The 22,658-nt window shown below is 71.2% G+C and carries 19 protein-coding genes and 2 pseudogenes; 8 read left to right on the forward strand and 13 right to left on the reverse strand.

The window, feature by feature from the left end:
• Positions 1-45: 45 nt before the first annotated feature.
• The 4 genes and pseudogenes from R6Y94_RS40500 to R6Y94_RS40515 all read right to left on the reverse strand — a co-directional run.
• Positions 46-3,663 carry a discoidin domain-containing protein gene (locus R6Y94_RS40500; RefSeq protein ID WP_318402167.1) on the reverse strand — a complete coding sequence of 1,206 codons (3,618 nt, stop codon included), beginning with the start codon at positions 3,661-3,663 and terminating at the stop codon, positions 46-48.
• 464 nt (positions 3,664-4,127) lie between these two features.
• On the reverse strand, positions 4,128-4,712 hold the full coding sequence (locus tag R6Y94_RS40505) for a hypothetical protein (RefSeq protein ID WP_318402169.1): 585 nt from the start codon (positions 4,710-4,712) through the stop codon (positions 4,128-4,130).
• Between the two features lie 83 nt (positions 4,713-4,795).
• The gene (locus R6Y94_RS40510) at positions 4,796-6,541 is read right to left on the reverse strand and encodes a P-loop NTPase fold protein (RefSeq protein WP_318402170.1); all 1,746 of its coding nucleotides are present in this window, start codon (positions 6,539-6,541) and stop codon (positions 4,796-4,798) included.
• A gap of 57 nt (positions 6,542-6,598) precedes the next feature.
• Positions 6,599-6,901: pseudogene (locus R6Y94_RS40515) on the reverse strand (FGGY-family carbohydrate kinase); the annotation flags it as partial.
• Between the two features lie 252 nt (positions 6,902-7,153).
• Between R6Y94_RS40515 and R6Y94_RS40520 the strand changes: the two are divergent.
• Positions 7,154-8,179 carry an aldo/keto reductase gene (locus R6Y94_RS40520; protein WP_318402172.1) on the forward strand — a complete coding sequence of 342 codons (1,026 nt, stop codon included), beginning with the start codon at positions 7,154-7,156 and terminating at the stop codon, positions 8,177-8,179.
• A 93-nt stretch (positions 8,180-8,272) separates the two neighbouring features.
• Here R6Y94_RS40520 and R6Y94_RS40525 read toward each other — a convergent pair whose 3' ends face one another.
• From R6Y94_RS40525 to R6Y94_RS45475, 3 genes and pseudogenes are all read right to left on the reverse strand, one after another.
• On the reverse strand, positions 8,273-8,605 hold the full coding sequence (locus R6Y94_RS40525; RefSeq protein ID WP_318402174.1) for a PCC domain-containing protein: 333 nt from the start codon (positions 8,603-8,605) through the stop codon (positions 8,273-8,275).
• Entirely contained in the window at positions 8,602-9,444 is an 843-nt protein-coding gene (locus R6Y94_RS40530) for a hypothetical protein (RefSeq protein ID WP_318402176.1), read from the reverse strand. Before R6Y94_RS40530 ends, R6Y94_RS40525 begins: the two co-directional genes overlap by 4 nt.
• Before the next feature lie 54 nt (positions 9,445-9,498).
• Positions 9,499-9,648 (reverse strand): annotated as a pseudogene (locus R6Y94_RS45475) (helix-turn-helix domain-containing protein); the annotation flags it as partial.
• A gap of 330 nt (positions 9,649-9,978) precedes the next feature.
• On the opposite strand from R6Y94_RS45475, the gene R6Y94_RS40535 reads away from it, so the two are divergent.
• From R6Y94_RS40535 to R6Y94_RS40545, 3 genes are all read left to right on the forward strand, one after another.
• Entirely contained in the window at positions 9,979-10,227 is a 249-nt protein-coding gene (locus R6Y94_RS40535) for a hypothetical protein (RefSeq protein ID WP_318402178.1), read from the forward strand.
• A 2-nt stretch (positions 10,228-10,229) separates the two neighbouring features.
• Positions 10,230-10,523: a hypothetical protein gene (locus tag R6Y94_RS40540; RefSeq protein ID WP_318402180.1), complete on the forward strand. Its 294-nt coding sequence runs from the start codon at positions 10,230-10,232 to the stop codon at positions 10,521-10,523.
• A gap of 325 nt (positions 10,524-10,848) precedes the next feature.
• Positions 10,849-11,463: a disulfide bond formation protein DsbA gene (locus tag R6Y94_RS40545; protein ID WP_318402182.1), complete on the forward strand. Its 615-nt coding sequence runs from the start codon at positions 10,849-10,851 to the stop codon at positions 11,461-11,463.
• A 15-nt stretch (positions 11,464-11,478) separates the two neighbouring features.
• Here the strand turns inward: R6Y94_RS40545 and R6Y94_RS40550 are convergent, their stop codons facing one another.
• Positions 11,479-14,517: a BTAD domain-containing putative transcriptional regulator gene (locus tag R6Y94_RS40550; RefSeq protein ID WP_318402183.1), complete on the reverse strand. Its 3,039-nt coding sequence runs from the start codon at positions 14,515-14,517 to the stop codon at positions 11,479-11,481.
• Positions 14,518-14,778: 261 nt separating this feature from the next.
• Between R6Y94_RS40550 and R6Y94_RS40555 the strand changes: the two genes are divergently transcribed.
• The 3 genes from R6Y94_RS40555 to R6Y94_RS40565 are packed head-to-tail and all read left to right on the forward strand — an operon-like array spanning position 14,779 to position 16,335.
• Positions 14,779-15,102: a hypothetical protein gene (locus R6Y94_RS40555; protein WP_318402185.1), complete on the forward strand. Its 324-nt coding sequence runs from the start codon at positions 14,779-14,781 to the stop codon at positions 15,100-15,102.
• Positions 15,099-16,136 (forward strand): hypothetical protein, encoded by a 1,038-nt coding sequence (locus R6Y94_RS40560; protein ID WP_318402187.1) that lies wholly within the window; start codon positions 15,099-15,101, stop codon positions 16,134-16,136. The genes R6Y94_RS40555 and R6Y94_RS40560 overlap by 4 nt, the downstream gene beginning before the upstream one ends.
• A 4-nt stretch (positions 16,137-16,140) precedes the next feature.
• The gene (locus tag R6Y94_RS40565) at positions 16,141-16,335 is read left to right on the forward strand and encodes a hypothetical protein (protein WP_318402189.1); all 195 of its coding nucleotides are present in this window, start codon (positions 16,141-16,143) and stop codon (positions 16,333-16,335) included.
• Between the two features lie 4 nt (positions 16,336-16,339).
• Here the strand turns inward: R6Y94_RS40565 and R6Y94_RS40570 are convergent, their stop codons facing one another.
• The 5 genes from R6Y94_RS40570 to R6Y94_RS40590 form a co-directional block, all read right to left on the reverse strand.
• Positions 16,340-16,900, reverse strand: a complete 561-nt coding sequence (locus R6Y94_RS40570) for an NUDIX hydrolase (protein ID WP_318402191.1) — start codon at positions 16,898-16,900, stop codon at positions 16,340-16,342.
• A 4-nt stretch (positions 16,901-16,904) separates the two neighbouring features.
• Complete coding sequence (locus R6Y94_RS40575; RefSeq protein ID WP_318402193.1) at positions 16,905-17,348, reverse strand: phage tail protein; 444 nt, start codon at positions 17,346-17,348, stop codon at positions 16,905-16,907.
• A 124-nt stretch (positions 17,349-17,472) separates the two neighbouring features.
• Positions 17,473-19,845, reverse strand: coding sequence for a phosphoketolase family protein (locus R6Y94_RS40580; RefSeq protein ID WP_318402219.1), 2,373 nt, complete (start codon positions 19,843-19,845; stop codon positions 17,473-17,475).
• A gap of 58 nt (positions 19,846-19,903) precedes the next feature.
• Positions 19,904-20,749 (reverse strand): universal stress protein, encoded by an 846-nt coding sequence (locus tag R6Y94_RS40585; RefSeq protein WP_318402195.1) that lies wholly within the window; start codon positions 20,747-20,749, stop codon positions 19,904-19,906.
• A gap of 136 nt (positions 20,750-20,885) precedes the next feature.
• Positions 20,886-21,854 (reverse strand): serine/threonine-protein phosphatase, encoded by a 969-nt coding sequence (locus R6Y94_RS40590; RefSeq protein WP_318402197.1) that lies wholly within the window; start codon positions 21,852-21,854, stop codon positions 20,886-20,888.
• A gap of 142 nt (positions 21,855-21,996) precedes the next feature.
• Here R6Y94_RS40590 and R6Y94_RS40595 point away from each other — a divergent pair, with 142 nt between their 5' ends.
• On the forward strand, positions 21,997-22,614 hold the full coding sequence (locus R6Y94_RS40595; protein ID WP_318402199.1) for a bifunctional 4-hydroxy-2-oxoglutarate aldolase/2-dehydro-3-deoxy-phosphogluconate aldolase: 618 nt from the start codon (positions 21,997-21,999) through the stop codon (positions 22,612-22,614).
• The last annotated feature ends 44 nt before the right edge of the window (positions 22,615-22,658 follow it).

The following is a 22,658-nucleotide window of genomic DNA, read 5'->3' on the forward strand; positions in this document are numbered from 1 at the left end:
CACCGGAAGCCGGCGCTTCCGGTGACACCCCGCACTTTCCCCGGACTAGGGGTTGACGGTGATGGTGAAGGTGGACGTGGTGTTCCGGATGTCCTGGTAGTTGTTGCTCAGCCGGAGGTTGTTGAAGACCGCCGTACCGCGCGCCGGGCCCTGACCGGCCTCGGGCATCTCGTTCGCCCAGATGCCGAACCCGGACTTGGCGTCGTACGCGTCGCCGCTGCGTTGCGCTCCGCTGATGGAAATATTGGTGAATACGGTGTCGGTGACCGGGAACTGTGGCTGACCGCCCACGTAGTTCGTCTGGAACATGATGCCGTGATAGGTCGGGTCCACGATGTCGACGTCACTGACCCGGATTCCGCGCATCTCCTTCGATGCGGAGAACACCCATATTCCGGGGAATGTCTGCGCGCCCCAGAAGTGGCCGCCGGACCGGACTATCGACGCGTTCTCCACCCGGGTGATTCCCGGCCCGAACCCGACGAACGGATAGCCGAAGTCGAGCGAGCTGATGGTGATCCCGGAGTAGACGAGCTGGTCGGCGATGTACATGTTGCGGAAGGTGTTGTCCTGCCCGCCGTACACGGCGACCCCGGCGGCCCGCCAGGTCAACGTCGCCGTCAGGTTCTCGAAGACGTTGCCGGTGTTCGCCCCGCCACCGGCGTCGGTCGCCGAGAAGAGCGCGAAGGCGTCGTCGCCGTTGCCGCGCCCCTCGACGTTACTGACCAGGTTGTTCGTGCTGCCGTTGGTCATGTTGACCGCGTCGGCGAAGGTGTTGCGGATCCGCGAGTTCTTGATGGTGACGTTGCTGACGTGTACGCCCCAGAACATGCAGACGGTGTGCTCGACCCAGACGTTGTCGAAGGTCAGGTTGGAGACGTTCTGCAACTCGCCCCAGACCTTGCCGGGGCCGTCGATCCGGGACGTGTAGTTGCCGAAGAAGGCGAGGTGCTCGAAGGAGGAGCCGTTCGCCGTACCCTCGACCCGGAACCCGGCGTCGGTGTTCTCCTGGCCGGGTGGTGTCTGGAACCGGGTGTACCACATGCCGGCGCCGACCACCTTTACCGCCTTGCCGTACACCTGGAACTTGTTCGAGGTGCTGTAGGTGCCGGCGGGCAGGTAGACGCCGACCAGGTTGCCGGTGGTGTCCATCCGGACCCGGTCCAGCGCGTTCTGCACGTCGGAGTGGCTGGTGCCGGCCGGCGTGGTGTAGCGGGCCGGGTCCGGGTTCGCCCTCGGCGCGACCTGCTCGGTGTTGACGAAGTCGATCGCGTACGTCGTGCTGTTGGCCGGGTCCTTCTGCAACCTGATCCGGCTGCCGGCCGGGATCGACGAGTTGAGCAGCACGTTCGCCTCGTCGTAGATGTGCCGGGGACCGCCCGAGCCGGGCGAGTTGTTCGGGCTCGCCTCGGCCCCGTAGAGCCAGGCGTACCGGCTGGTCAGCTCGATGGCCTTGTGGAACGTGCCGTCGACGTAGATGTTCAGTGTCGAGTTGGCGCCGCCGCCACCCGGGGCGTCCGGCATGGAGAAGCGGGTGACCAGGGTGTTGGTCGGGGCCCGGGTGGTCCACTCGACGTAGGCGCCGGTGCTGTTCAGGGTCACCGCGCGCCGGCCGGACGCCTCGCCGGCGAGGTCGCCAACGGTCCGGTTCGGCCCGACGATCGCCGCGCCGCCGCCGAGCGTGCCGTCCTCGGCCTCGTACATCTCGTACGGCATGTTGGCGCCGCGCCCGACGAAGAACGGGGTGTCGCTGGTGTTGTTGCCCTGCTTCACCGGCAGTTCGTTGGCGTCGGCGGCGAGCACGGTCCGGACCGTGTACCGGCCGTTGGCCGCGGTCCAGGTGCCGAGGTTCACCGGCGCGGTGCTGGCCCCGGCCGCGATGGTCCCGCTGTACGAGCCGGTGAGGGTGCGTACCGCCGTGCCGCTGGCGTTCAGCACGGTCACCGTGATGCCGTGCGCCCCGCCGGCCGAGGCGCTGGTGCCCTGGTTGCGGATCGCCACCGCGAAGGTGACCGTCTGGCCGTTCGCCGGGGTGCTCGGCGACCAGCTCGGAATCGCCACCAGGTCCGAGCTGGCCACCGGGGCGACGGTCAGTGATGACGGGTTGGTGAGGCTGTTGTTGGTCTCGCTCTGCTCGACGACCGAGTTGGACTCGTCGACCTTGGCGGTCAACTGGTAGGTGCCGGCGTTGCGCGGTCCCGCGTTCGCGGTGACGGTACTGCTGGCTCCGGCGGCGAGCCCGCCGACGGTGGCGGTGCCGACCAGGGTCGTACCCAGGTAGAAGTTGACGTTCGTGGCACCGGAGGCGGCGGTGCCGGCGTTGCGGACCGTGGCCGAGACGGTGATCGCGGTGGTCTCGACCGGCGCGGCCGGGCTCCAGGTGGCGGCGGTGACCGTCAGGTCCGGGTTCGGCGCCGGTACCCCGAAGACCTGGAACTCGGCGACCTGGCCGGCCGGCGCCCCGCTGTTCGAGGTGATCGACAGCCGGATGTCGGCGACGTTGCCGCTGACCGGGATGGTCACACTGTTGCCGCTGGCCGGGTTGAAGTTGTAGACCGTTGCCGCCGACAGGCTGCCGAACGACGAACCGCTCTGCTCGCGGCCGAGCACCGCGATGGTCTGGGTGCGCGGGCCCCAGGCCGGATCCGGGTTCAGCCGGACCACCACCGAGCTGACCGTGGCGTTCGCGCCGAGCTGCACGGTGAGCACGCTCGGGTACGCCCCGCCGGCCCCCTCCCAGTACGTCGCCACGTTGTCGTCGTTGGCGTTGGCGGCGACGAAGGTGTGCACGGTCGACGAGGCGGTGATCGGCTTGCCGACCGCCAGGTTCGTCCCGGCCGGCGGGTTACCGGTGCCGTTGCGGGTCACCGTGTTGCTGTTCGGCGACACGTTGCCGGCGGCGTCCCGGGCCCGTACGTAGTACGAGACCGTCGCGCTGGTCGGCTGGTTGTCGGTGTACGTCAGCACGTTGCCGAGGTTGGCCCGCAGTGCGCCGTTGGCGTAGACGTCGTACCCGACGACGCCGACGTTGTCGCCGGCGGCGTTCCAGGTCAGCCGGATCTGCCCGCTGGCCGGCTGGGTGTAGGCCAGGTTGGTCGGCGCGGTCGGGGCCTGCCCGTCCGGGCCGCCGGTCGGGCCGTGCACCTCGAGCTCGGAGAGCTGACCGGCCGGCCAGCCGTTGTTGGCGGTGATGTGCAGCCGCAGGTAGCGGGTGTTGGTGGTCGGCAGGTTGACGGTGACGGTGTTGCCGCTGGCCGGGTTGAAGGTGTAGCCGGTGGCGGCGACGAGGGTGCTGAACGTGCTGCCGTTGCTGCTGTTCTGCACGGCGAGGGTCTGGGTGCGGGCGCCCCAGCCGGGCGGCAGTTTGAGCACGAGCCGGTTCACGTCGGTGGCCGCGCCCAGGTCCGCCTGGATCCACTGCGGAAACGCGTTGTTGGCGCTCTCCCAGTAGGTTCCCTGGTTGCCGTCGCCCGCGTTGCCCGCCGGGTATTCGGGGTGCGAGCTGCTGGCGCTGACGGTGGCGGCGACCGCGACCTCGGCCAGCTGCGGGCCGGTGTCGGGACGGGCGGAGGCCGGGTTCGGGAAGAGCGATCCGGCGGCCACGAGTAGTCCGGTGGTGAGCGTCGCCGCGATCAGGCGGGGTCTTGGTGGTAGCTGTCTCATCGTCTTCCTTGGCGCTCGTCGGAACCGACCGGAGGTGCTGCGAGCGACCGGGCCTGGTCGGCGGCTGGCCCGGCTGCCGCCCGCCGCCGAAGGCGAGCGGTGGCGCCGTCCGTCCGCCTGTCCACCGCCGCCGCGACCCCGCCGAGGGTCGATCCCCCGAGGCAGCCGGGGAAGGAACACAGAGAACGCCTGTCCAGAAATTCCGGGGAGTAGAAAGCTATTGAGCAACTACCGACCCGAAACTTGCGTGGTGTCGTCGTAATGTTGCAGACGTGCTACGGATGCGTCAACACCCCGGGCCGATCCGTCCGGATCGATGTGGCAGAGTAGGGCGATTTATCCGGATCGATTCTTATGTGCGGGCACACGTGCCGGTGCAGGCTGCGCGGTTGCTGGGTGCGGTCGCTGGGGGTGCGGTCGGTCTTCGGCCGTATCCGGCCGGGGTTACCGGCCGGCGAGCCGGGTCAACCGAGCCGGCTGCTGTGCGCGGCGAGGAGCGCCCGCAGCGGTGCCGGGTCGGCCCCGGCCAACCCGCGCTTCGGCAGCACCAGTACGGCCGCGCCCCGGCCCCGTGACGCGAGCAGGACGAAGGAGCGGTCCGTCTCGACGTGCAGCGGGTGCATCGACCAGCCGCTGTGCATCTCCCCGCTGACGTTCCGCACCCGTACGCCGCCCTCGTCCACGGTGGCGGTCATCGGTTGGGTCAGCGCCGGGTTCGCCCGGACGAGCAGCCGCACGTTCAGCCGGTAGATCAGCCGGGGATCGCGGACGAACCGGCGCAACAGGAAGTCGAGTCCGGTCATGATCGGCATCAGTACGACCAGCAGGGCGAGGACCGCCAGTGCCACGATCGTCGAGAACTCCCCGGTCAACGCGGCCTTGACGAGGACGGCCGCCACGACCACCGGCGTCAGGATGGTGGTCGGCCAGCGCAGGTACCAGGGTTGGCGGAAGTGCCGGGACTGTGCGGAGAATCCGTCGAGCAGGTCGTCACCGGTCAGCGTGTAGTGCAGTGTCATGCCGCCCGTCGTGACGCTCTCCGAGGCCATGGCGGTGCAGCCTACCCGCCGGGTGATCGGTGCCGGGCGCAGTGGTGGCAGCAGCAGCGGAGCAGTGGTGGCAGCAGTACGGATTACGACAGGGTTGCCGCCTGAGCCTCGGTCCATTCGTTGACGCGTACGGACGACGCGGTTATCTCGGCACCGACCGCCTCCGCCCCCTCGCGGCGGCCGTCGTCGACGACCGAGGTGAAGAAGAGGGCCGGGCCGGCGTAACCCGCCTGACGCAGCGCCCGGAGCCCGTCGAACCCGGTGTACTCGTCATCGGCCCGGCCGAGGTCCGAGATCAGCGCGTTCGGCTGGAACAGCGGCAGCAGGTCCATCGCCTGCCGGGTGCCGGTACTGGTCCGCACCTGGGCGCCCCGGGCAGCCAGGCTGTTGATCATCAGCTCGTTGTCGGCCGGGGAGTCGTCGATCCAGAGCAGTCGAAGTCCCTCGTACCTCGACCCGTCGACGGCGGAGGTGTCGATCGGGGTGGGAGTGGTGCTCAGTGGACGTCGGCGCAGCCGGTGTTGCAGCCGCAGCCGCTCCTCCTCCGGACCGAGGTCGCGGATCAGCATCCGGCAGTCCTCGTTGCCGGCCAGCAGCCGCCACGCCTCCGGTACCCGGCCCTCGAGCTGCCCCAGAGCCCGTTCCCACACCTCGATCGGATCGTCCTCCGAGGGTTGCAGGACGCCGTACGACGCCAGGTGGTGCCGCCCGGTCTCGACGTCCTCGTCCGACGGCTGCCGGCCGTGGTTCAGCAGCCAGTACCGGGCCGACCGGTACGCGAGCAGGTCGCCGACAGTGTCACCGGTGGTACGCAGGATCTCCCGGTAGAGGTCGGGATACAGGTGTTGCAGGAGGACGGACTTCATCAGGCCGTCGGCGCCGAACTCCCGCCAGCGCGGGTCGAGCTGGTATTCGGCGACGAAGCTGTTCAGCAGGCGCTTCACCCGGCGCGGATTGCCGGCGCACTGCCGCCCGATCAGTGCGACCAGCGGTTCGGTCAGCAGGTGCCCGGTCCCCGACCTGGCCGCGTACCCCTGGATCATGGTCGCCACGGTCGCCTCCGGCGCCACCGGGATCTGGTAGCTGACCTGGACGATCTTCTCCAGGTATTCCCGGACGTGGCTGCCGGTCTCCGCGCCCGGCAGCGAGATGCGGGACAGCACGGAGAGGTCGCAGCCGAGCACGAAGGCGATGCCGGGCAGGTCGAGGTAGAGCTTGATGGCTTCGCAGATCTCGATCGCGGTCGTCTCGCCGCAGCGGTCCAGGTCGTCGACGAAGACCACGATGGTGTGCCGGGGCTGGCCGGTCTGCTCGTCGACCCAGGCGCCGAGCGACTGGGCCAGCAGGTCGCGGGCCTGCTCCCGGGCCCTGGCGTCGACCGACATCTGGGCCCAGAGCTGGTCGAGCGCCCGGTCGAGCCGGAAGAACGACGCGGCGACGCCGGCGCCGATCCGGAGCGAGCCGCCGAGCACCTCGTTGTCGCGGAGCTGCCGGAACGCCCGCCGCACCACGTTGCGGTCCAGCTTGCCGAGCACCAGCTTGAGCATCCCGGTCAGCGCGCTCACCCCGCTGGCGGTCCAGGCGTTGAACCACACCGTTTCCACGTCCGGGCGCCGGGCGAGATTGTCGGAGAGCTGTTTCATCAGGGTGCTCTTGCCGGTACCCCAGCGGCCGTCGACGGCGAGCACGAACGGGGTACTGGCGCGGGAGCCGTAGATGAGGTTCGCGAGTTCACCGGCGACCATCGAGGTGCCGAGGAGGTCGGCGAGTTCGTCCTCGACCGGGAGGTCGTTCAGCAGGACGAATTCGCCCTCGTCGACGGCAACCATGCCGAGCAGTGTAGGACCCGTTCCGCGTCCGCTCGGATCTCCCGGGAGCTGACGCTGTCAGTCAGCGCGGTCGAGGGCGTTCGCGCGGGCCACGGCGTACCGTTCGCGGATCGCCGGCACGGCGTCCGCCTCGTACGTCTGCACCTGCCCGACCGTCCACGACGGCGGTCGCTGCCCGCCCGACAACACCCAGGCCGCCTGGCGGGCGGCGCCGTCGGCGACGTACTCCCGCAGCGGTGGGACGAGCACGGGGAGGCCGAAGACCGTGGGCGCGATCCGGCGTACCGCCTCCGAGCGGGCGCCGCCGCCGACCAGGACGACCCGGTTGACCGTCGTGCCCTGTTCGATCATCGCGTCCAGCGAAGCCAGCCCCGGTGCGCCGGCCAGTCGCCAGGTCAGCCAGTCATGCGGCAGGCACACCGCGGCCGTACGGGCGGCGTTGTCCGGCTCCGCCGAGGCCTGACGCAGTCGTCCGGGGCGGGGTCGCCGGTGGTGGCAGCTAGCCGGCCGTCATGCTGACCCTGCCAGGGATACCCTTCGCGGAGGCTCCCAGCCGGCGGCCGGCGCCGGCACAGTGGTGGCATCAATCCTTTGCCACCGAAGGAGTCTCCCGTGCGGTACCGACTACTGGGCCGAAGCGGCCTGCGCGTCTCCGAACTGTTCCTCGGCGCGATGGGGCTCGCCTCGCCGACCGGCGGGGTCGCGCCGCTGCCGGCCGCCCGGGACATCCTCGACGCGTACCTCGACGCGGGGGGCAACGTCGTCGACACGGCGGTCAACTACGGCGACGGGGAGAGCGAGCGCATCCTCGGCGAGTTGCTGACCGGCCGGCGGGACCGGGTGGTGCTGGCAACCAAGTACACCGCGTCGCGGGACCGCACCGATCCGAACGGGTACGGCAACCACCGGAAGAACCTCCGGCTCTCCCTGGAGACCAGCCTTAAGCGGCTGCGTACCGACCACATCGACCTGTACTGGGCGCACGTCTGGGACCGGCACACCCCGATCGAGGAGATGATGCGGGCGCTGGACGACGCAGTCCAGGCCGGCAAGATCCTCTACGTCGGTATCTCCGACGCCCCGGCCTGGGTGGTCAGCCGGGCGAACACGCTTGCCGAGTGGCGCGGCTGGGCGCCGTTCGTGGGTCTCCAGGTGCCGTACAACCTGCTGGAACGGGACATCGAACGGGAGCTGCTGCCGATGGCGGAGGCGTTCGGGATGACCGTGGCGAGCTGGTCGCCGCTGGCACACGGACTGCTCTCCGGCCGGCACACCCGCCCCGGCGACAGTGCCACATCCCGGGCGGGGGAGGGGTTCGGCGCACTCGACGCCCGGGAGCAGGCAGCCGTACTGGCGGTGCAGGAGGTCGCCGACGAGCTGGGCGTGACCGCCGCGCAGGTTGCCATCGCCTGGGCCAGGGCCGGCTCCCGGGCCGTACACCCGATCTTCGGAGCCGGCACCGTGGCGCAGCTCAAGGAGAACCTCGGCGCGGTGGACGTGACGCTGCCGGCCGAGGCGGTGCGGCGGCTCTCTGCGGCGGTCGAGTTCACCGCCGGCTTCCCGGCCGACTTCATCGCGAGCTGCGAGGAGACCGAGTGGCTGGTCGGACCGAACGCCACCCGGCTCGACGCACGCTGACCCGCCGACGGGTGCGGTGTCCCGGGTACCCAGGCGAGGCAGCTCGACAGTCTGCGAGAGACCTGGTCCTTCCCCCGAATTGGTGGCTCCCGGTCACAGTGGGACGACATAGGCATTGACGAAGAAGTGCTCAACCCTGCCCCAGTGCAGGTGTCCGGCCTTGGCTTCGTCGCCCTGGCGGCCGAGCACGACGTGGACGTGAACCGCACCGTCCTTTACCTCGCCAGTCCCGGTCAACTCCATCGGCTCGCTGTACTCCGTGACGATGTCCTTCGAGTAGTCGTCGGCCGCCATCGTTGAGATTGCGCAGCCCTCGACGGCTCCGATCAGCGACACGACGGCGCCGTTCGCTACGCCACGTGCCTGAAGCTCGGCCGTCAGCGTTGCCATGACTTCCTGTCCAGGCTGGACGGAAACGAGGATCATCGGGGCCTCTCTGCTGTCGTGGTGATCGGGTCAGCGCCGGCCAGGAGTGCGGCCATGGTGCGTAGGTTCTCGGATGCGCTCTCGGTCCGCAGGGCATCGGCGACAGCCGCCCTCACTGGCTCGCGGCCGGCCGCGCTGGCCCGGTGTAGGAGCAGCGCGCTACACCACCGGGCCGCCGCGTCGCGAGGGTTGCGCAGCTCTTCGGCGAGCTTCAATGCCGCATCCGGCCCGGCAACGGCCGAGCCCTGGGCGAACTGCGTGGCGAGCACCCACGGCAGGCCGAGGACCCGGCTCGCGACCGCCGTCAGGTACAGCGCCCGCATTGCCTCGTCCGCCCGAAGCGCTGCGATCACCCGGTCGGCTGTCTCGGGTACCTCGACCTTCGCCAGGATGCCGGCCGCATTCACCCGCAGGACGTCCGTTGCGCCGCCCCGCATCCACCGACTGAGGGTTGCTTCGCTGGCAGCATCCTGCTGAACAAACTCGCGGATCACTAGATCGGTCGCGTGGCTGGTCTGGGTGGTCTCAAGCCGGCCGCTCGCACCGGCCGTGATCTCGCCGAACACCCGGCAGGCTAGATGGAAGTCGAGCAGGCCCGGGTGAGCGAAGCGGACGGCGCCGGCCGGCGTGCGGACGAGTTGGCGCCTCTGGACGAGCTGGGCCGTAGCGGGCCGCAGGGCGGCTGGTATCAGGCTTTGGTGTAGCTCGTGCCCGTCCCCGCGCCAGATCTCCCACGCGATCCACTGAGCGCATTCGTCCAGGTCAACGACCGACGAAGCGCCTGCGACCGCGCCGGCGACGGTCGCGCCTGCCAGCGCGAAAAGGTCTTTACGTCTCACCTCGTCAACGGTAGGCGACGACGCCTCGCTGAGCGCCAGCCGTACCGCCCGCTGATACAGCTCGACGGTGGCCGGCGTAACGGGCCGTTCGCCTGCCTCGATCCGGGACAAATGGCTTGCGGACAGCCCACCGAGGCGCGCGACCTCGGCGAGTGTGAGGTCTGCTGCGCGTCGCGTCTGCCTTAGTTCTGGTCCTGTTCTCATCTTTACTCCGATTGCCGCACGTTTGTTGCGGCACGGGTACGACTCCCGAGCGTAGGCGGTTCGCGTACAGGGTGGAAGCAAGCACCCCTGCTAGGACCCACATCCGAAGTTCAGTCAGGACGGGTTGGGCCGCCTACGGGGGGCACTCGCTTCATCACGAGACCGAGCGCCACCCCGGTTCCACTTGAAGGAGACAGCGTGTTGTTTTCTCGCAGGGCACACCGACGAGACTGGCGGCGACTGTGGCAGCGGTGTCGATGTGGTCACCGCTGGGTCTGCCCGGACTCCCTCAAGCGGGTTCCCTTGCCATACGGACCCCCTATGCGGCCCATGACCGAGGCGGAGTACCAGGCCGGCATGGAGCTGTTCTCGCCCAAGGTCACGCGCTCGGAACCGGTCGGTCCGCCACCACCGGGCATGCGCTGGGCGCGGGCGGGCACGGACGGCAAGGATCCGCTCTGGAACTCGCCGTCCGGGCGGCACCAGATCGGCCGGGGCGGCGCGCTGACGCCAGCCCAGACCTTCCGGGGCCGCTACGGGGAGCCGTCGCCCCATGCCGAGCGAGCCGGCTGGATATAGCCATGATCGGGCCACAAGAGCGCTGGTACCGACACATGCGGCGGCTTGCTCAGAGGCGGTACCCGACCGGTCAGCACATCCCTGGACGGACGTACGCCTGCCTGACGTGTTCCGATCCTTGGCCGTGCGCGCCGGCACGCCTGGCCCTCCTGATCGGCTACAAGGGCAACCGCGTGGGGCTGATGATGTTCCTCGGCCTGCACCTCGCCCGCGCACTGCAAGCACTGCCCGACACGCACCCCGCGCTGATCGCAGGCCAGATCCTCTACTGGGTTCCCCGCCACCGAAGCCCGTAACCGACTTGCCTCATCACCCAATCCCCCGGGCAGGCGTCCAGCCGTATCGGGGGTGTCGGAAACCGTTACAGCGGCGACCGCACGCGAGAGCCCCGGCCATCTCCCCGGGGGTCTCTGCGTTCCCGGCAACGCCAGTTGGCGCCGTTCATGGGAATAACTCTTCCGGGTTCGACCCGCCTCGACGGGCGCTGACCCGCCGACGGGTGCGGCCCCCGCCCGGGTACCCACGTGGGCCCGCACCTGCCCGGGCGACCGACCGGCCCTGCCGGGTCCGCGTGCCGGAGCGTCTCCGCCTAGGCTCGCATGAGACGTCGAAGGAGTGGGGATGCCGGAAACGACGGTCGCGGATTTCTGGTTCGATCCCTCCTGCCCGTACACCTGGACGACCTCGCGCTGGCTGCTGGAGGTGGCGAAGGTCCGGCCGGTCGAGCCGCGCTGGCACCTGATGAGTCTGTCGGTGCTCAACGAGGGGCGGGACGACGACCCGGAAGGCGACCCCGACGGGTACCTCTGGGTACCGGTGCGGATCTGCGCGGCGGTGCGCCAGGAGCGTGGCCCGGAGGCGCTGGCCCGGCTCTACACGGCGATGTGGACCACCGCCCGGGGCGACGGGGACTGGCTCGGCGACCTGCACACCGCGCTGGCCGCCGCCGGCCTGCCGCGCGAACTGGCCGAGGCCGGCACGTCGACCCGGTACGACGAGATCGTGCGGGCCTCGCACGCCGAGGCGATCGCGCTGGTCGGCGAGCACGTCGGCACCCCGATCATCGCGGTGACCGGCACCGACGGCCGCCGGGTCGCCTTCTTCGGCCCGGTGATCTCCCGGATCCCCACCGGCGAGCAGGCCGGCCGGCTCTGGGACGGGACGCTCCTGGTGGCCGGTGTGCCCGGGTTCCACGAGTTGAAGGGCCTGCCGCACGCCGAGCCCCAACTCGGCTAGATCCTGCCGGGCCGACTACCGGTGGGCCGGGTGCTGTGCCAGCCGGGCACGCAGCCCTTCGGCCCGTGGGTGACCCAGGGTGTCGAAGATGTCCAGCGCCTGCTGCCAGCAGTCCCGGGCCTGGACCGGCTCGCCGGAGCGGAGCAGGCCGTCCCCGAGTACCTCCAGGGTCTCGGCCTCGAATCCGCGACAGTGTTTCTGGTGGAAGAGGTCGCGCGCCTCGTACAGGCGGATCAGGGCCTGCCGGTGCTGCCCGGCGTGCAGCAGTGCCTCGCCGAGGTTGAACAGCGCCGAGGCAACGCCTGCCGGGTCGGCCAGCCGCCGCCGGACCTCAAGCGCCTGCGACAGGCAGCGGATCGCCTCCCGGTGCTGCCCGGCCCCCGAGTACGCCCGGCCGAGGTTTCCCAACGCCATGCTCTGGTCGTACTGCGAGGCGGTGTCCCGGCGGATCTCCAGAGCCGCGGTCAGGTGGTCGATGGCCTCGTGGAACCTGCCCTGCCGGCCGTACGCGATCCCCAGATTGTTGAGTGTCCGGCCCTCTCCGCGTCGGTCGCCGACGGCACGACGGATCTCCAGTGACCGGGTGAGGCAGTCGACGGACTTCTCGGTCTGGCCGAGCTGTCCGTAGCCGAGACCGAGACCGCTGAGGATCAGCGCCTCGCCGGCCCGGTCATCCGTCCGGCGTGCCGCGTCGAGCGCGATCCGGCTGGTGCCGAGCCAGTCGTGCCAGTTGCTGCGGCGGTCGAAGTACAACCGGAGCACCGCGGGCAGGCGCCAGGCGATGTCGTACCTGCCGTGGCCGAAGGCGCTGTTCACGGCCGCGACCAGGGTGCTCTGCTCGGCCGTGATCCACCCGAACGCCTGTTCGTCGGTGTCGAACCCGGGCAGGTGGGATGGTCGGGCCCGCTCGTCCAGTACGACCTCCATGTTGTACGGGAACAGCCGGCGGACGGCCGCTTCGGCGGCGTACAGATACCAGGTGAGGATTCGGCCGGCGGCGGCGTCGGTACGGTCCGCACCGTCGTCACCCTCGTCCAGGGTGGCCCGGGTGCCGGCGTACTCGCGTAGCAGGTCGTGCAGTCGGTAGCGGTCGGCGGTGATCGGGGTGACGAGATGCTCGTCGGCCAGCCGCTCCAGGGTCTGCCGGGCCATCGATGGCGGCACGCCCACCAGCGCCGCGGCCGAATCGACGGTGAAGTCGTCGCCGGGGTGCAGCCCGAGCAGCCGGAACAACCGCTGCCCGGCCGGATCGAGGGCCTGGAAGGAGAGGTCGAAGACGGCGCGGATCTGCCTGTTCCCGACCGCCAACTCGCCGAGGCGGTCACCTTCCGCGTCGAGCCGGGCGGCGAGGTCGCCGAACGTCCAGGCTGGCCGGGACCGCAGCCGGTGGGCGGCCAGCACGACCGCGAGCGGAAGCCGCCCGCACAGGTCGGCGACCCGGCGAGCGCCGGCCGGATCGGCGGCGACCCGGTGCTCTCCGGCGACCCGGCCGAGCAACGCGTGCGCGTCCCGCGCGGTGAACACGTCCAGGTTCAGGGTGTGGGCGCCGTCGAGGGCGAGCACCCGACGGCTGGTCACCAGGACGAGGCTCGTCGTACTGGCCGGCAGCAGCGGCAGCACCTGCTCGTCGCTGGCGGCGTTGTCCAACAGGACCAGGGCGTGCCGGCCGTGCAGCCGGTCCCGGTACAGCGCCGCCCGGGCATCCGGACCGTCGGGGATCTGGGCGCCGGGCACCCCCAGCAGGTAGAGAAAGGAGGCGAGTACGGTGGCCGGATCGGCGGGCGGCTCGTCGGCGTGACCGTGCAGGTCCACATAGAGTTGGATGTCGACGTACCGTCCGGACCTGACCAGTTGGTGGGCGTGGTGGACCGCGAGCCGGGTCTTGCCGACCCCGGCCATTCCCTCGATCGTGGAGATCACCACGGTGGTGCCGGTCTCCCCGGCCGGCGGCAGGGCCGACGACAGGATGCTCAGCTCGGCCTCCCGGCCCGTGAAGCCGGCGATGTCCGGCGGTAGCTGGCGATGTGCGCTCACCGCCGTGCCGGTCCCCGCCGGCCTGGTCACCTCCTGGCGCAGCACCCGCCGGTGTGCTGCGGCCAACCCGGGTCCGGGGTCGGCGCCCAGTTCGTCCGCGAGCCGTCGGCGTAGCGCCTCGAACACCCGCAACGCCTCGGCCTGCTGACCGGTGCCGGCCAGCGCGAGGACCAACTGCGCGTGCGCGGCCTCGTCCAGCGGATCGGCGTCGGCGGCCTGCCGCAGCAGGGGCAGCACCTGGTCGTGGTGGCCGAGCCCGGTGGCGAGTCGGGCGTACTCCAGGACGACCGACTGCCGTTCCCGGTCCAGCGCCGCGGCCTCGGGCAGGATCCGCAGGCTGGCAAGGTCGGCCAGCGGGGCACCACGCCACAGGCCGGTCGCCTGCCGGTACCACTCGTACGCGGACGCCAGGTCCCCGTCCCGGTGTGCGCCGCGTGCCCGCCGGACGAGCCGGCGGAACTCGAGCAGGTCGAGCTGCTCATCGCTGACGGTGAGCTGGTAGCCGCCCCCGGTGGCGACCAGCAGGCGGTCCGGGTGGGTGGCCGGCTGCGGCGCCCGCAGCCGCTGGCGCAGCCGGGATACGTGGTTCTGCACCAGAGCGGCGGCGCTGTCCGGCGGTTGCCGGCCCCACATCACCTCGACGAGCGTGTCCAGGTGGACCGGCGCGTTCGGGCGCAGTGCCAGCGCGGCCAGCAGGGTGCGCTGCTTGGCCGAGCCCGGATCCACGCCGACCCCGTTGACGAGGACGGCGAGCGGGCCCAACACCTGCAACCGCAGGCCGTACGCTGGCGGGTGGGCGTGTCGACAGAGCTGGATGAGCCTCGATGTCTCCCCGGCGGACAGGCCGAGGGCGCTGGCGAGTCGGCGCAGGGTGGCGGGACGCGGCGCGGCGACGCGTCCCTGCTCCAGGTCGCGCACCCCACCGACGCTCAGCCCAGCCCGGTCGGCCAGGTCCTGTTGGGTCAGACCGGCGCGTTCCCGGAACTCACGAAGGGAACTGGAGAGTCCCGCCTCACTCACTGGTCGTCACCGCCCGACCGCGTCCTCGTGGCTGGTCGCTCCGGTAGGAAATCCTGGGCAACCGTACCTCGACTCCGCCGGCACCTGCCGCCCCGTACCCAACCCGTAGTCGGCCGGTGCACGACCCCGCGACACGTCGCCGACCAGCGCCGCCAGCGGCCGGGTACGGCTGGCCAGACGCCAGGGTTCGGTGAGCGTCCTCTGCCACCGTGGAGGCGTGACGATGGACAACCGGGCCGGGTACCGGCGGGGGGATGCGCGATGGATAGGCCGCTACTGAGGAGTCTGCGCGACCCGGCCGAGCAGCGGCTGCTGCGCGAAGCCCTGGAGGGACAGGCCAAGGACGACGGCGACCCGCTGGCCCGCGACATGGCCCGGGACGTACTCGCCGGGAACATCACGCTCTACGAGGCGGTCGGCTCCAGCGTGTACGGCGAGGTGTTCGCCCAGCGGGCCGAGGAACACGCGAAGTGGTGGCACGACCTGCCCGACGACGAACGCGAGCGGCTGTACGCCGAGGGCCGGGAGGCCATCGCGAACGAGCGGGAGGCCATCGCGAGGGAGCGGGAGGAGGAGGGCCGATGACCTTCAAGGTGGAAACCGCCGACCTGCGCGGGTACGTCGGCCTGCTCAACCGCAACGCCGAGCACAACGACAAGGTCCTTGCCTACCTGCGCCAGTGGTGCGGCCAGGAGATGCAGGCGGTCTCCTCCGAAGGGCTGCTGGCCAAGGCGCTCAACTTCCACGACCGGATCTACGACGACGCGGTGAACCTGGTCACCCAGCTCGGCCAGGCCCTGCGCGCCTCCGCCGCAGAGTTGGACAAGGCCGCCAAGCTCTACGACGGCAGCGACAAGGCGGCCAAGGAGCGCTTCGAGTCGTCCCAGTACGTCGTCAACGGCCACTCGCAGCGAGAGGGCTGGGAGGCGAGCCATTCCGGCTTCGCCGACTACATGAACCCGCTCGACGTGCTCACCGGCACGCCGGGCTACACGGTGTTCAGTGACCCCACCAAGGTCCTCGACAAGATCGCCGAAGTCAGCCTGACCGGGATGGTCATGAACTTCATCGAGGAGCTGACCGGCACCAATCCACTTCAGAAGATCGCCGAGTTCGTCGCCGGCGACTGGGAGGCGTACAGCCGGACCGCCGGGGCGTGGCGGGCCATCGGTCAGGCGCTGGAGCGGATCGGCAAGAACATCGACCGGGGTCTCGCCTCGCTGGACCGTGCCTGGGAGGGCGGCGCCAGCGAGGTGGCGTACAAGTCGTTCCAGGCGCTCGCCGACCTGTTCAAGAACATGTTGTCCCGGTTCATGGAGGTCCACAAGGCGTACCAGCAATTCGCGCAGTTCGCCATGCACACCGCCTCGGTGCTGGTCGACACGCTCAAGCTGGCCATCGACACCGCGATCATCTTCATCACGAAGAAGAAGGGGCCGTTCGGCGACGCGATGGCGGCGTTCTACACATTCAAAATCGTCAAGTACGTCGGGTACATCGGCTGGTCGATGCTCACCGCCCGGGGCAGCATCGCCACGATCTTCGGGGCGCTGGCGGGAGGCGGGAGTTCACCGTTGCGCGGAGTGAGGGCGATGGGTTATGACGCGTCCGGGATCTGACGGCGTGATCCGGGGCGGCGGGGAGGTGGCCGCGTACGGCTTCGACGACGAGCAGGACGATCCGTTGAGCGACGTCCGGCACATGCTCGACCGGCTGTACACCGCCGATGACGGCTCGGAGAGCGATTACGTCGAGCTGATCCGGCAGATCCTGTACGCCGGGATCGAACGGGACCTATCCGGTAACGGGTGGCGGTGACGCGTCACGAGTCCGCCGACGGCGGCGGGACCTGGCCGCCGCGGCAACGGCTGGCCGCCGGGCGCCGCTCCAGCAGCCGGTGGTACGCGGCCAGCCCGTCCGGCACCCACGCCCACTCGGTCAGCCGCCCCGCCAACTCCTCGTCGGTGAGGAACGCGTGCCAGGCCACCTCCTCGACCTGCGGGTCGACCGGCGTCGCGCAGCACACCTCGTAGACAGCGGACCACCAGGTGTGCTCGGGAGTCTCGTAGAGGAACCTGAACAGCGGCGTCGGCGCGGGCAGGCCGGTGACACCCAACTCCTCCTCGGCCTCGCGCCGGGCCGCCTCGTCGTAGGTCTCTCCGGCGCCGACGACCCCGCCGACGAACATGTCGTAGCGGGACGGGAAGACGAGCTTCTGCGCGGTGCGCCGGTGCACGAAGATCCGCCCCGACGGGTCGCGGGCCAGCACGAAGACGGCCCGGTGCCGCAGCCGCCGGGCGTACGCCTCGCCGCGCGGGGCCTGCCCGACCACCCGGTCCCGCTCGTCGACGATGTCCAGGATCTCGTCCGCCGACCGTGCCACGGGACTACTCCACCTCCACCGCCTCGTACGTCAGCACCAGCTTCTCGTTGAGCACGCCTGTACCGCCGCCGGTGATCGTACTGACCTCCAGGTGCTTCGGTGTGGCCGCCACGAGCCGGTAGCGCTTGATCGGCGTACCGTCGGCGTCGAACACGACCACGGCGGCGGCCGAGCCGCCCCCGCCGCCCCGGGTCGCGCGGACGTCGGCGATCCACCCCTCGAAGCTGTTGCCGCCGCGTTGCGGCCGGACGAGGGTCAGCTCGCCGCCGCGCGGCCGGCCGGGCACCGGGCGGACCACGTACCCGCCGTCGGAGCTGGTCGACTTGAATTCGACGACGTCCTGGCCGAGGCGCAGTCCGGAGAGTTCGGTGATCTCCGAGATCACCGTCCCGTCGACGTCCAGGGCGAACGAGTGGCCGACGCTGGCGTCGTGCTCGGGCAGTGGCATGTCTGCCTCCTCGGCGGGGCCGTGCCGGCGCGGAAGTAGGAACCGGTGCCACCAGACAACCAGGCCCACCGGTCCCGGACAGCCCGGTAGCCGACGGATCGACCCCCGGGGCGCCGGGCTGCGGTTAGCCCGGCCACTGCCACTGCGCGACCATCGGGTGGTCCTCGCCGCACCGCCGGGTGTGGTCGCGGCACTCCTGCCGGGCGTCGACCATCGCCTGCCGGAGGTCGGCGGCCCGGACGGCCAGCCCGGGTACCCGGTCGATCACGTCCATGACCAGGTGGAACCGGTCGAGGTCGTTCAGCATCACCATGTCGAACGGCGTGGTCGTGGTGCCCTCCTCCTGATAACCCCGGACGTGCAGGTTCGCGTGGTTCGTCCGGCGGTAGCTGAGCCGGTGGATCAGCCAGGGATAGCCGTGGTAGGCGAAGATCACCGGCCGGTCCCGGGTGAAGAGGGCGTCGAACTGCGGGTCGGCCAGCCCGTGCGGGTGCAGGCTCGCGGGTTGCAGCCGCATCAGGTCGACGACGTTGACCACCCGGACCTTCAAATCGGGCAGGTACCGGCGGAGCAGGTCGGCGGCGGCCAGCGTCTCCAGCGTCGGCACGTCGCCGGCACATCCGAGCACCACGTCCGGCTCGGCCCCGGCGTCGGTGCTGGCCCAGTCCCAGATCCCGAGCCCGCGCCGGCAGTGCAGCTCCGCCTGTTCCATCGACAGCCAGTTCGGGGCGGCCTGCTTGCCGGAGATCACCACGTTGATGTAGTGCCGGCTGCGTAGGCAGTGGTCCATGGTGCAGAGCAGCGTGTTGCCGTCCGGCGGCAGGTAGACCCGGACGATCTCGGCCTTCTTGTTGGTGACGTGGTCGATGAAACCCGGGTCCTGATGGGAGAAGCCGTTGTGGTCCTGCCGCCACACGTGGCTGGAGAGCAGGTAGTTGAGCGAGGCGACCGGGCGGCGCCAGGGTATGCCGCGGGTGATCTTGAGCCACTTGGCGTGCTGGTTGAGCATCGAGTCGACGATGTGCACGAACGCCTCGTAGCTGGTGAAGACGCCGTGCCGGCCGGTGAGCAGATAGCCCTCCAGCCAGCCCTGGCAGAGGTGTTCGGAGAGCACCTCCAGCACCCGGCCGCCCGGGGAGAGGTGGTCGTCGCCGGGCTGGGTCGGGCCCATGAAGGCCCGGTCGGTGACCTCGAAGACCGAGGCCAGGCCGTTCGACTCCACCTCGTCCGCGCCGAAGAGCCGGAACCGGTCCGGGTTGGCCGCGATGACGTCCCGGAGCCAGGAGCCGACGACCCCGGTCGCCCCGCTGACCGGGCGGCCGGGGCGGTCCACCTCGACGGCGTGGGCCCGGAAGTCGGGCAGGACCAGGTCGCGGAGTACGACGCCGCCGTTGGTGTGCGGGTTCGCGCTCATCCGCCGGTCGCCGCGCGGAGCCAGCTCGGCCAGCGCCCGTAGCGGCGCGCCGGTCGCGTCGAAGAGCTCCTCCGGCCGGTACGACCGCAGCCAGCGCTCCAACTGGGCCAGGTGACCGGGGTCGTCGCGTACCCCCTCCAGCGGCACCTGGTGGGCCCGCCACGTCCCGGCGACCTGCTCGCCGTCCACCTCGCCCGGCCCGGTCCAGCCCTTCGGGGTCCGCAGCACCAGCATCGGCCAGCGCGGCCGCTGCACCGGCCCGCCATGCCGGGCCCGGCGCTGGATCTCGGTGATCTCGTCCAGCGCTCGGTCCAGGCAGGCCGCCAGCTCCCGGTGCACCCGGGCCGGCTCGTCCCCGGCCACCACGTACGGCCGGTAGCCGTAGCCGCGCAGCATGCCGAGCAGATCCTCCTCGGGCATCCGGGCCAACACGGTCGGGTTGGCGATCTTGTAGCCGTTGAGGTGCAGGATCGGCAGCACCGCGCCGTCCCGGGCCGGATCGAGGAACATGGTGGAGAGCCAGCTTCCGGCCAGCGGACCGGTCTCCGCCTCGCCGTCCCCGACCACGCAGGCGACCAGCAGGTCGGGGTTGTCGAACGCGGCCCCGTAGGCGTGCGCGAGCGAGTAGCCCAGCTCGCCGCCCTCGTGGATCGACCCGGGCACCTCGGCCGCGACGTGGCTCGGTAGCCCGCCAGGGAAGGAGAACTGCCGGAACAGCCGGGCCATCCCGGCCTCGTCCTGGCCCACCGACGGGTACAGCTCGGTGAAGGTCCCCTCCAGCCAGGTGTTCGCGATGATGGCCGGAGCACCGTGCCCGGGTCCGGTCACCAGCATCGCGAACAGGTCGCGGGCCACGATCACCCGGTTCAGGTGTGCGTAGACCAGGTTCAGCCCCGGGTCCGTACCCCAGTGGCCCAGCAGGCGCGGCTTGACGTGCTCCGGCCGTAGCGGCTCGCGCAGCAGCGGGTTCGCCAGCAGATAGATCTGCCCGGCGCTGAGATAGTTGGCGGCCCGCCAGTACGCGTCGATCCGGCCCAGTTCCTCGTCGGTCAGCCGAGGCTGCGGGTCCAGCGCGGTCTCCATCACCCGAGCCTGCCCCGAGCCGGGCCGACCCGCGACCGGAACGGCCATCTCGGCACGCTCACTCCTGGATGTAGACGCCGTGCGCGCTGCGTACCACGACCACCGGCGAGGCCGAGTGGTAGAGCATCGCCTGGCTGACCGAGCCGAGCATGCCGCGCCAGGGCTCGTCGCCGCGCGCACTGACCACCACGAGTTCGGCCCGGCGGGTCTCCTGGGCCAGCGCCGACTCCGGGTCGCCGGTCCGGACCTGCTGTTCCACCCGGACCGAGGGGTACTTCCGCTGCCACGGCGCGACCGCCTCGGCGAGTTGCTCGACGACCTCGGGCGGCGGGGCGCCGTCCGTACCGTCCGGGTCGCAGACCTGCACCACGACCAGGTCGGTCGAGTGCCGCGCGGCGGTGTCGAAGGCGAAGTCGAGGGCGCTCAGCGAGCTGGCCGAGCCGTCCACCCCGACCAGCACCGGCCCGGTCGAGGGCAGTTGTTCCCTGGCCACCAGCACGCTGCACCCGGCCCGGGCCGCGAGCTGCACGGCGGTGGCGTCGGAGTCGGCCGGTACGTCGGGATCCGCGCCGAGACCACCGTCGCCGATCACCAGCAGCGCGGCGGAACCCGACTCGCGGAGCAGGGTGGTGATCACCGGCCCCTCGATCAGTGCGCAGGAGACCTCCACTCCCGGCTGGGCCTCGGCCGCGGTGGCGGTCGCCCGGCGCAGCAGCTCCTCGGCGGGACGGCGGGGCTCCTCCGGCATCGGCTCCGACGGGTCCGCGACCCAGTTGAACGCGTGCACGACCCGCAGCGGGCGGGAGTGCAGGACCGCCTCGCGGGCCGCCAGCCGGACCGCCGTCATGCTCAGCCGGGAGTCGTCGACCCCAACCACGACCAGCGCCTCCTGCGGAGCGTTCACCGTTGCCCCGCGATCACTCGGCCACCGGCCCGGCACGGACTACGTGGCGTGTCCTCTGCACCAGCCGAGAGTATCCGGGCGACGCGGCGGGCGGCGGCGGATTCGGCCAGTACGACCGGCACAGTGGATGGTTCGGTCAGGGCTCGACCCGCAGTACGGCGATGGTCGCGTTGTCCCGACCGCCCGCGACCAGCGTGTCGGCGAGTACGCCGCGGACCGTGTCGGCAGGGCTGCCGGTCGCGCCGAGCCGGCTGGCCAGCCGCTGGTAGTCGACCTGTTCGGCGACACCGTCCGTGCAGAGGCAGTAGACGTCGCCGGGCCGCAACGCGACGTTGAGCAGGTCCGGCTCGGGCATGGCCGGGTGGCCCACGTACCGGGTGAGCTGGTAGCGGGCGGCGGCCGCCGCCGGGGAGTCCGCCGGATACCAGCCGTAGACGGCGCCGAGCCAGGCGGCCGTGTGGTCGACGGTGAGCAGTTCGAGTAGCCCGTCCCGGAGCCGGTACGCGCGGGAGTCGCCGAGCTGCACGATCCAGCCGGAAAGCTCGGTCTCTCCGGCCGGGTCCACTGCCGTACCGCCCGGGGCCGACCGGGCGATCGGCGCGGTACGCCGCGTCCCGACTCCCTGGCCGGCGACGCCCGGCTCGGCCGGGAACGGTGCCCCGGTGCCGTCGCCACCGGGCGGCTGGGTCGCACCGGCGGCACCCGGTCCGGCGGCCGGCGGCACGACGACCAGGCCGGTGAAGGTGCAGCCGGTCAGCTCGTTCAGTTCGGTGCCGGCTGCCCGGACCCGGGACTGCGCCTGGGCCATCGCGGCGCGGAGCTGCCTGGGGCCGATGTCGGGAGCTGCCGTGCGCACCCCGGCGACCATGGTTTCCATGGTGGTGCCGCCGGCGATGGTGCTGCCCCGGCCGTCGCCCATCCCGTCGGCGACCGCCAGGAACGGCAGCACCGGATCGACGTGCAGTACGTCGAAGTTCGCCGAGTAGCGCTGACCCACCCGGCTGCCTCCGGCGACGCTGAGCCGGTGGCCGGGGAGTGGGTAGGCGCGGCTCACGTCGCCCTCGGCGGGCATCCGGTCCGGACCCGTCACGGGGCTACGGTGCATGGCGGGGAGGTTAGCAGGATTGCCGACCAGCTCGGGCGGTATATGCGAATCGTCGCGAATCCCCGCTGCCGTCGGTTCTGTGCGGGCTCGGCCCGGACCCGTTGTGCCGCGCACGGGCCGGCTCGACTGCGAGGATGGAACGGTGAACCTGCCCGACGTGCTGCGCCGGCACCGGCTGCTCGCCGTCGTGCGGGGCGACGACCCGGATGCGGCGCTGGCCAGCGTACTGGCACTGGCGGAGGCCGGGATCGCACTCGTCGAGGTGTCGCTGACCTCCCGGGACGAGGCCGGGGTGCTGGTCCGGGCCCGGGCGGCGTTGGGCCCGGAGGCGCCGCTGGGTGCCGGTACGGTGCTCACCGAGGCCGACGTGGTGCAGGCGGAGCAGGCCGGGGCGTCGTTCGTGGTGACCCCGGGACTGGTGCCGGCGGTCGCCGAGGCGGTCCGGCTCGGGCTGCCCGTCCTGGTCGGCGCGCTGACCCCGACCGAGGTCGTCGCGGCCAGCCTGGCCGGGGCGGCGGCGGTGAAGCTCTTTCCCGCGTCGCTCGGTGGCCCGGCCTATCTCCGGGCGCTTCGGGAGCCGTTCCCGGACGTCCCGTTCGTGCCGTTCGGCGGGGTGGACGTCGAGTCGGCTCCGGAGTACCTGTCGGCGGGTGCCGTCGCGGTCGGCGCCTCCGAGTCCCTGCTCGGCACGGCGCCCCAGGGTGGCGACCTGGCCGCACTGCGGCTGCGGGCAACGGCGTTCCGTGCCGCCGTCTCCTGAACGGCTCGATCAGGCGCGCCGGGGTGAGGGCTTCGGGTCGACTG

The sequence above is a fragment of the Plantactinospora sp. KLBMP9567 genome, assembly GCF_033446045.1.
In the GTDB taxonomy this organism is placed as follows: domain Bacteria; phylum Actinomycetota; class Actinomycetes; order Mycobacteriales; family Micromonosporaceae; genus Plantactinospora.

What these genes read in the sequence shown, in the direction of transcription:
- R6Y94_RS40500 (WP_318402167.1), bottom strand. Translation starts at nt 3,663, where the DNA reads ATGAGACAGCTACCACCAAGACCCCGCCTGATCGCGGCGACGCTCACC.
- R6Y94_RS40505 (WP_318402169.1), bottom strand. Translation starts at nt 4,712, where the DNA reads ATGGCCTCGGAGAGCGTCACGACGGGCGGCATGACACTGCACTACACG.
- R6Y94_RS40510 (WP_318402170.1), bottom strand. Translation starts at nt 6,541, where the DNA reads ATGGTTGCCGTCGACGAGGGCGAATTCGTCCTGCTGAACGACCTCCCG.
- R6Y94_RS40525 (WP_318402174.1), bottom strand. Translation starts at nt 8,605, where the DNA reads ATGATCCTCGTTTCCGTCCAGCCTGGACAGGAAGTCATGGCAACGCTG.
- R6Y94_RS40535 (WP_318402178.1), top strand. Translation starts at nt 9,979, where the DNA reads ATGACCGAGGCGGAGTACCAGGCCGGCATGGAGCTGTTCTCGCCCAAG.
- R6Y94_RS40540 (WP_318402180.1), top strand. Translation starts at nt 10,230, where the DNA reads ATGATCGGGCCACAAGAGCGCTGGTACCGACACATGCGGCGGCTTGCT.
- R6Y94_RS40545 (WP_318402182.1), top strand. Translation starts at nt 10,849, where the DNA reads ATGCCGGAAACGACGGTCGCGGATTTCTGGTTCGATCCCTCCTGCCCG.
- R6Y94_RS40555 (WP_318402185.1), top strand. Translation starts at nt 14,779, where the DNA reads ATGGATAGGCCGCTACTGAGGAGTCTGCGCGACCCGGCCGAGCAGCGG.
- R6Y94_RS40560 (WP_318402187.1), top strand. Translation starts at nt 15,099, where the DNA reads ATGACCTTCAAGGTGGAAACCGCCGACCTGCGCGGGTACGTCGGCCTG.
- R6Y94_RS40575 (WP_318402193.1), bottom strand. Translation starts at nt 17,348, where the DNA reads ATGCCACTGCCCGAGCACGACGCCAGCGTCGGCCACTCGTTCGCCCTG.
- R6Y94_RS40580 (WP_318402219.1), bottom strand. Translation starts at nt 19,845, where the DNA reads ATGGAGACCGCGCTGGACCCGCAGCCTCGGCTGACCGACGAGGAACTG.
- R6Y94_RS40590 (WP_318402197.1), bottom strand. Translation starts at nt 21,854, where the DNA reads ATGCACCGTAGCCCCGTGACGGGTCCGGACCGGATGCCCGCCGAGGGC.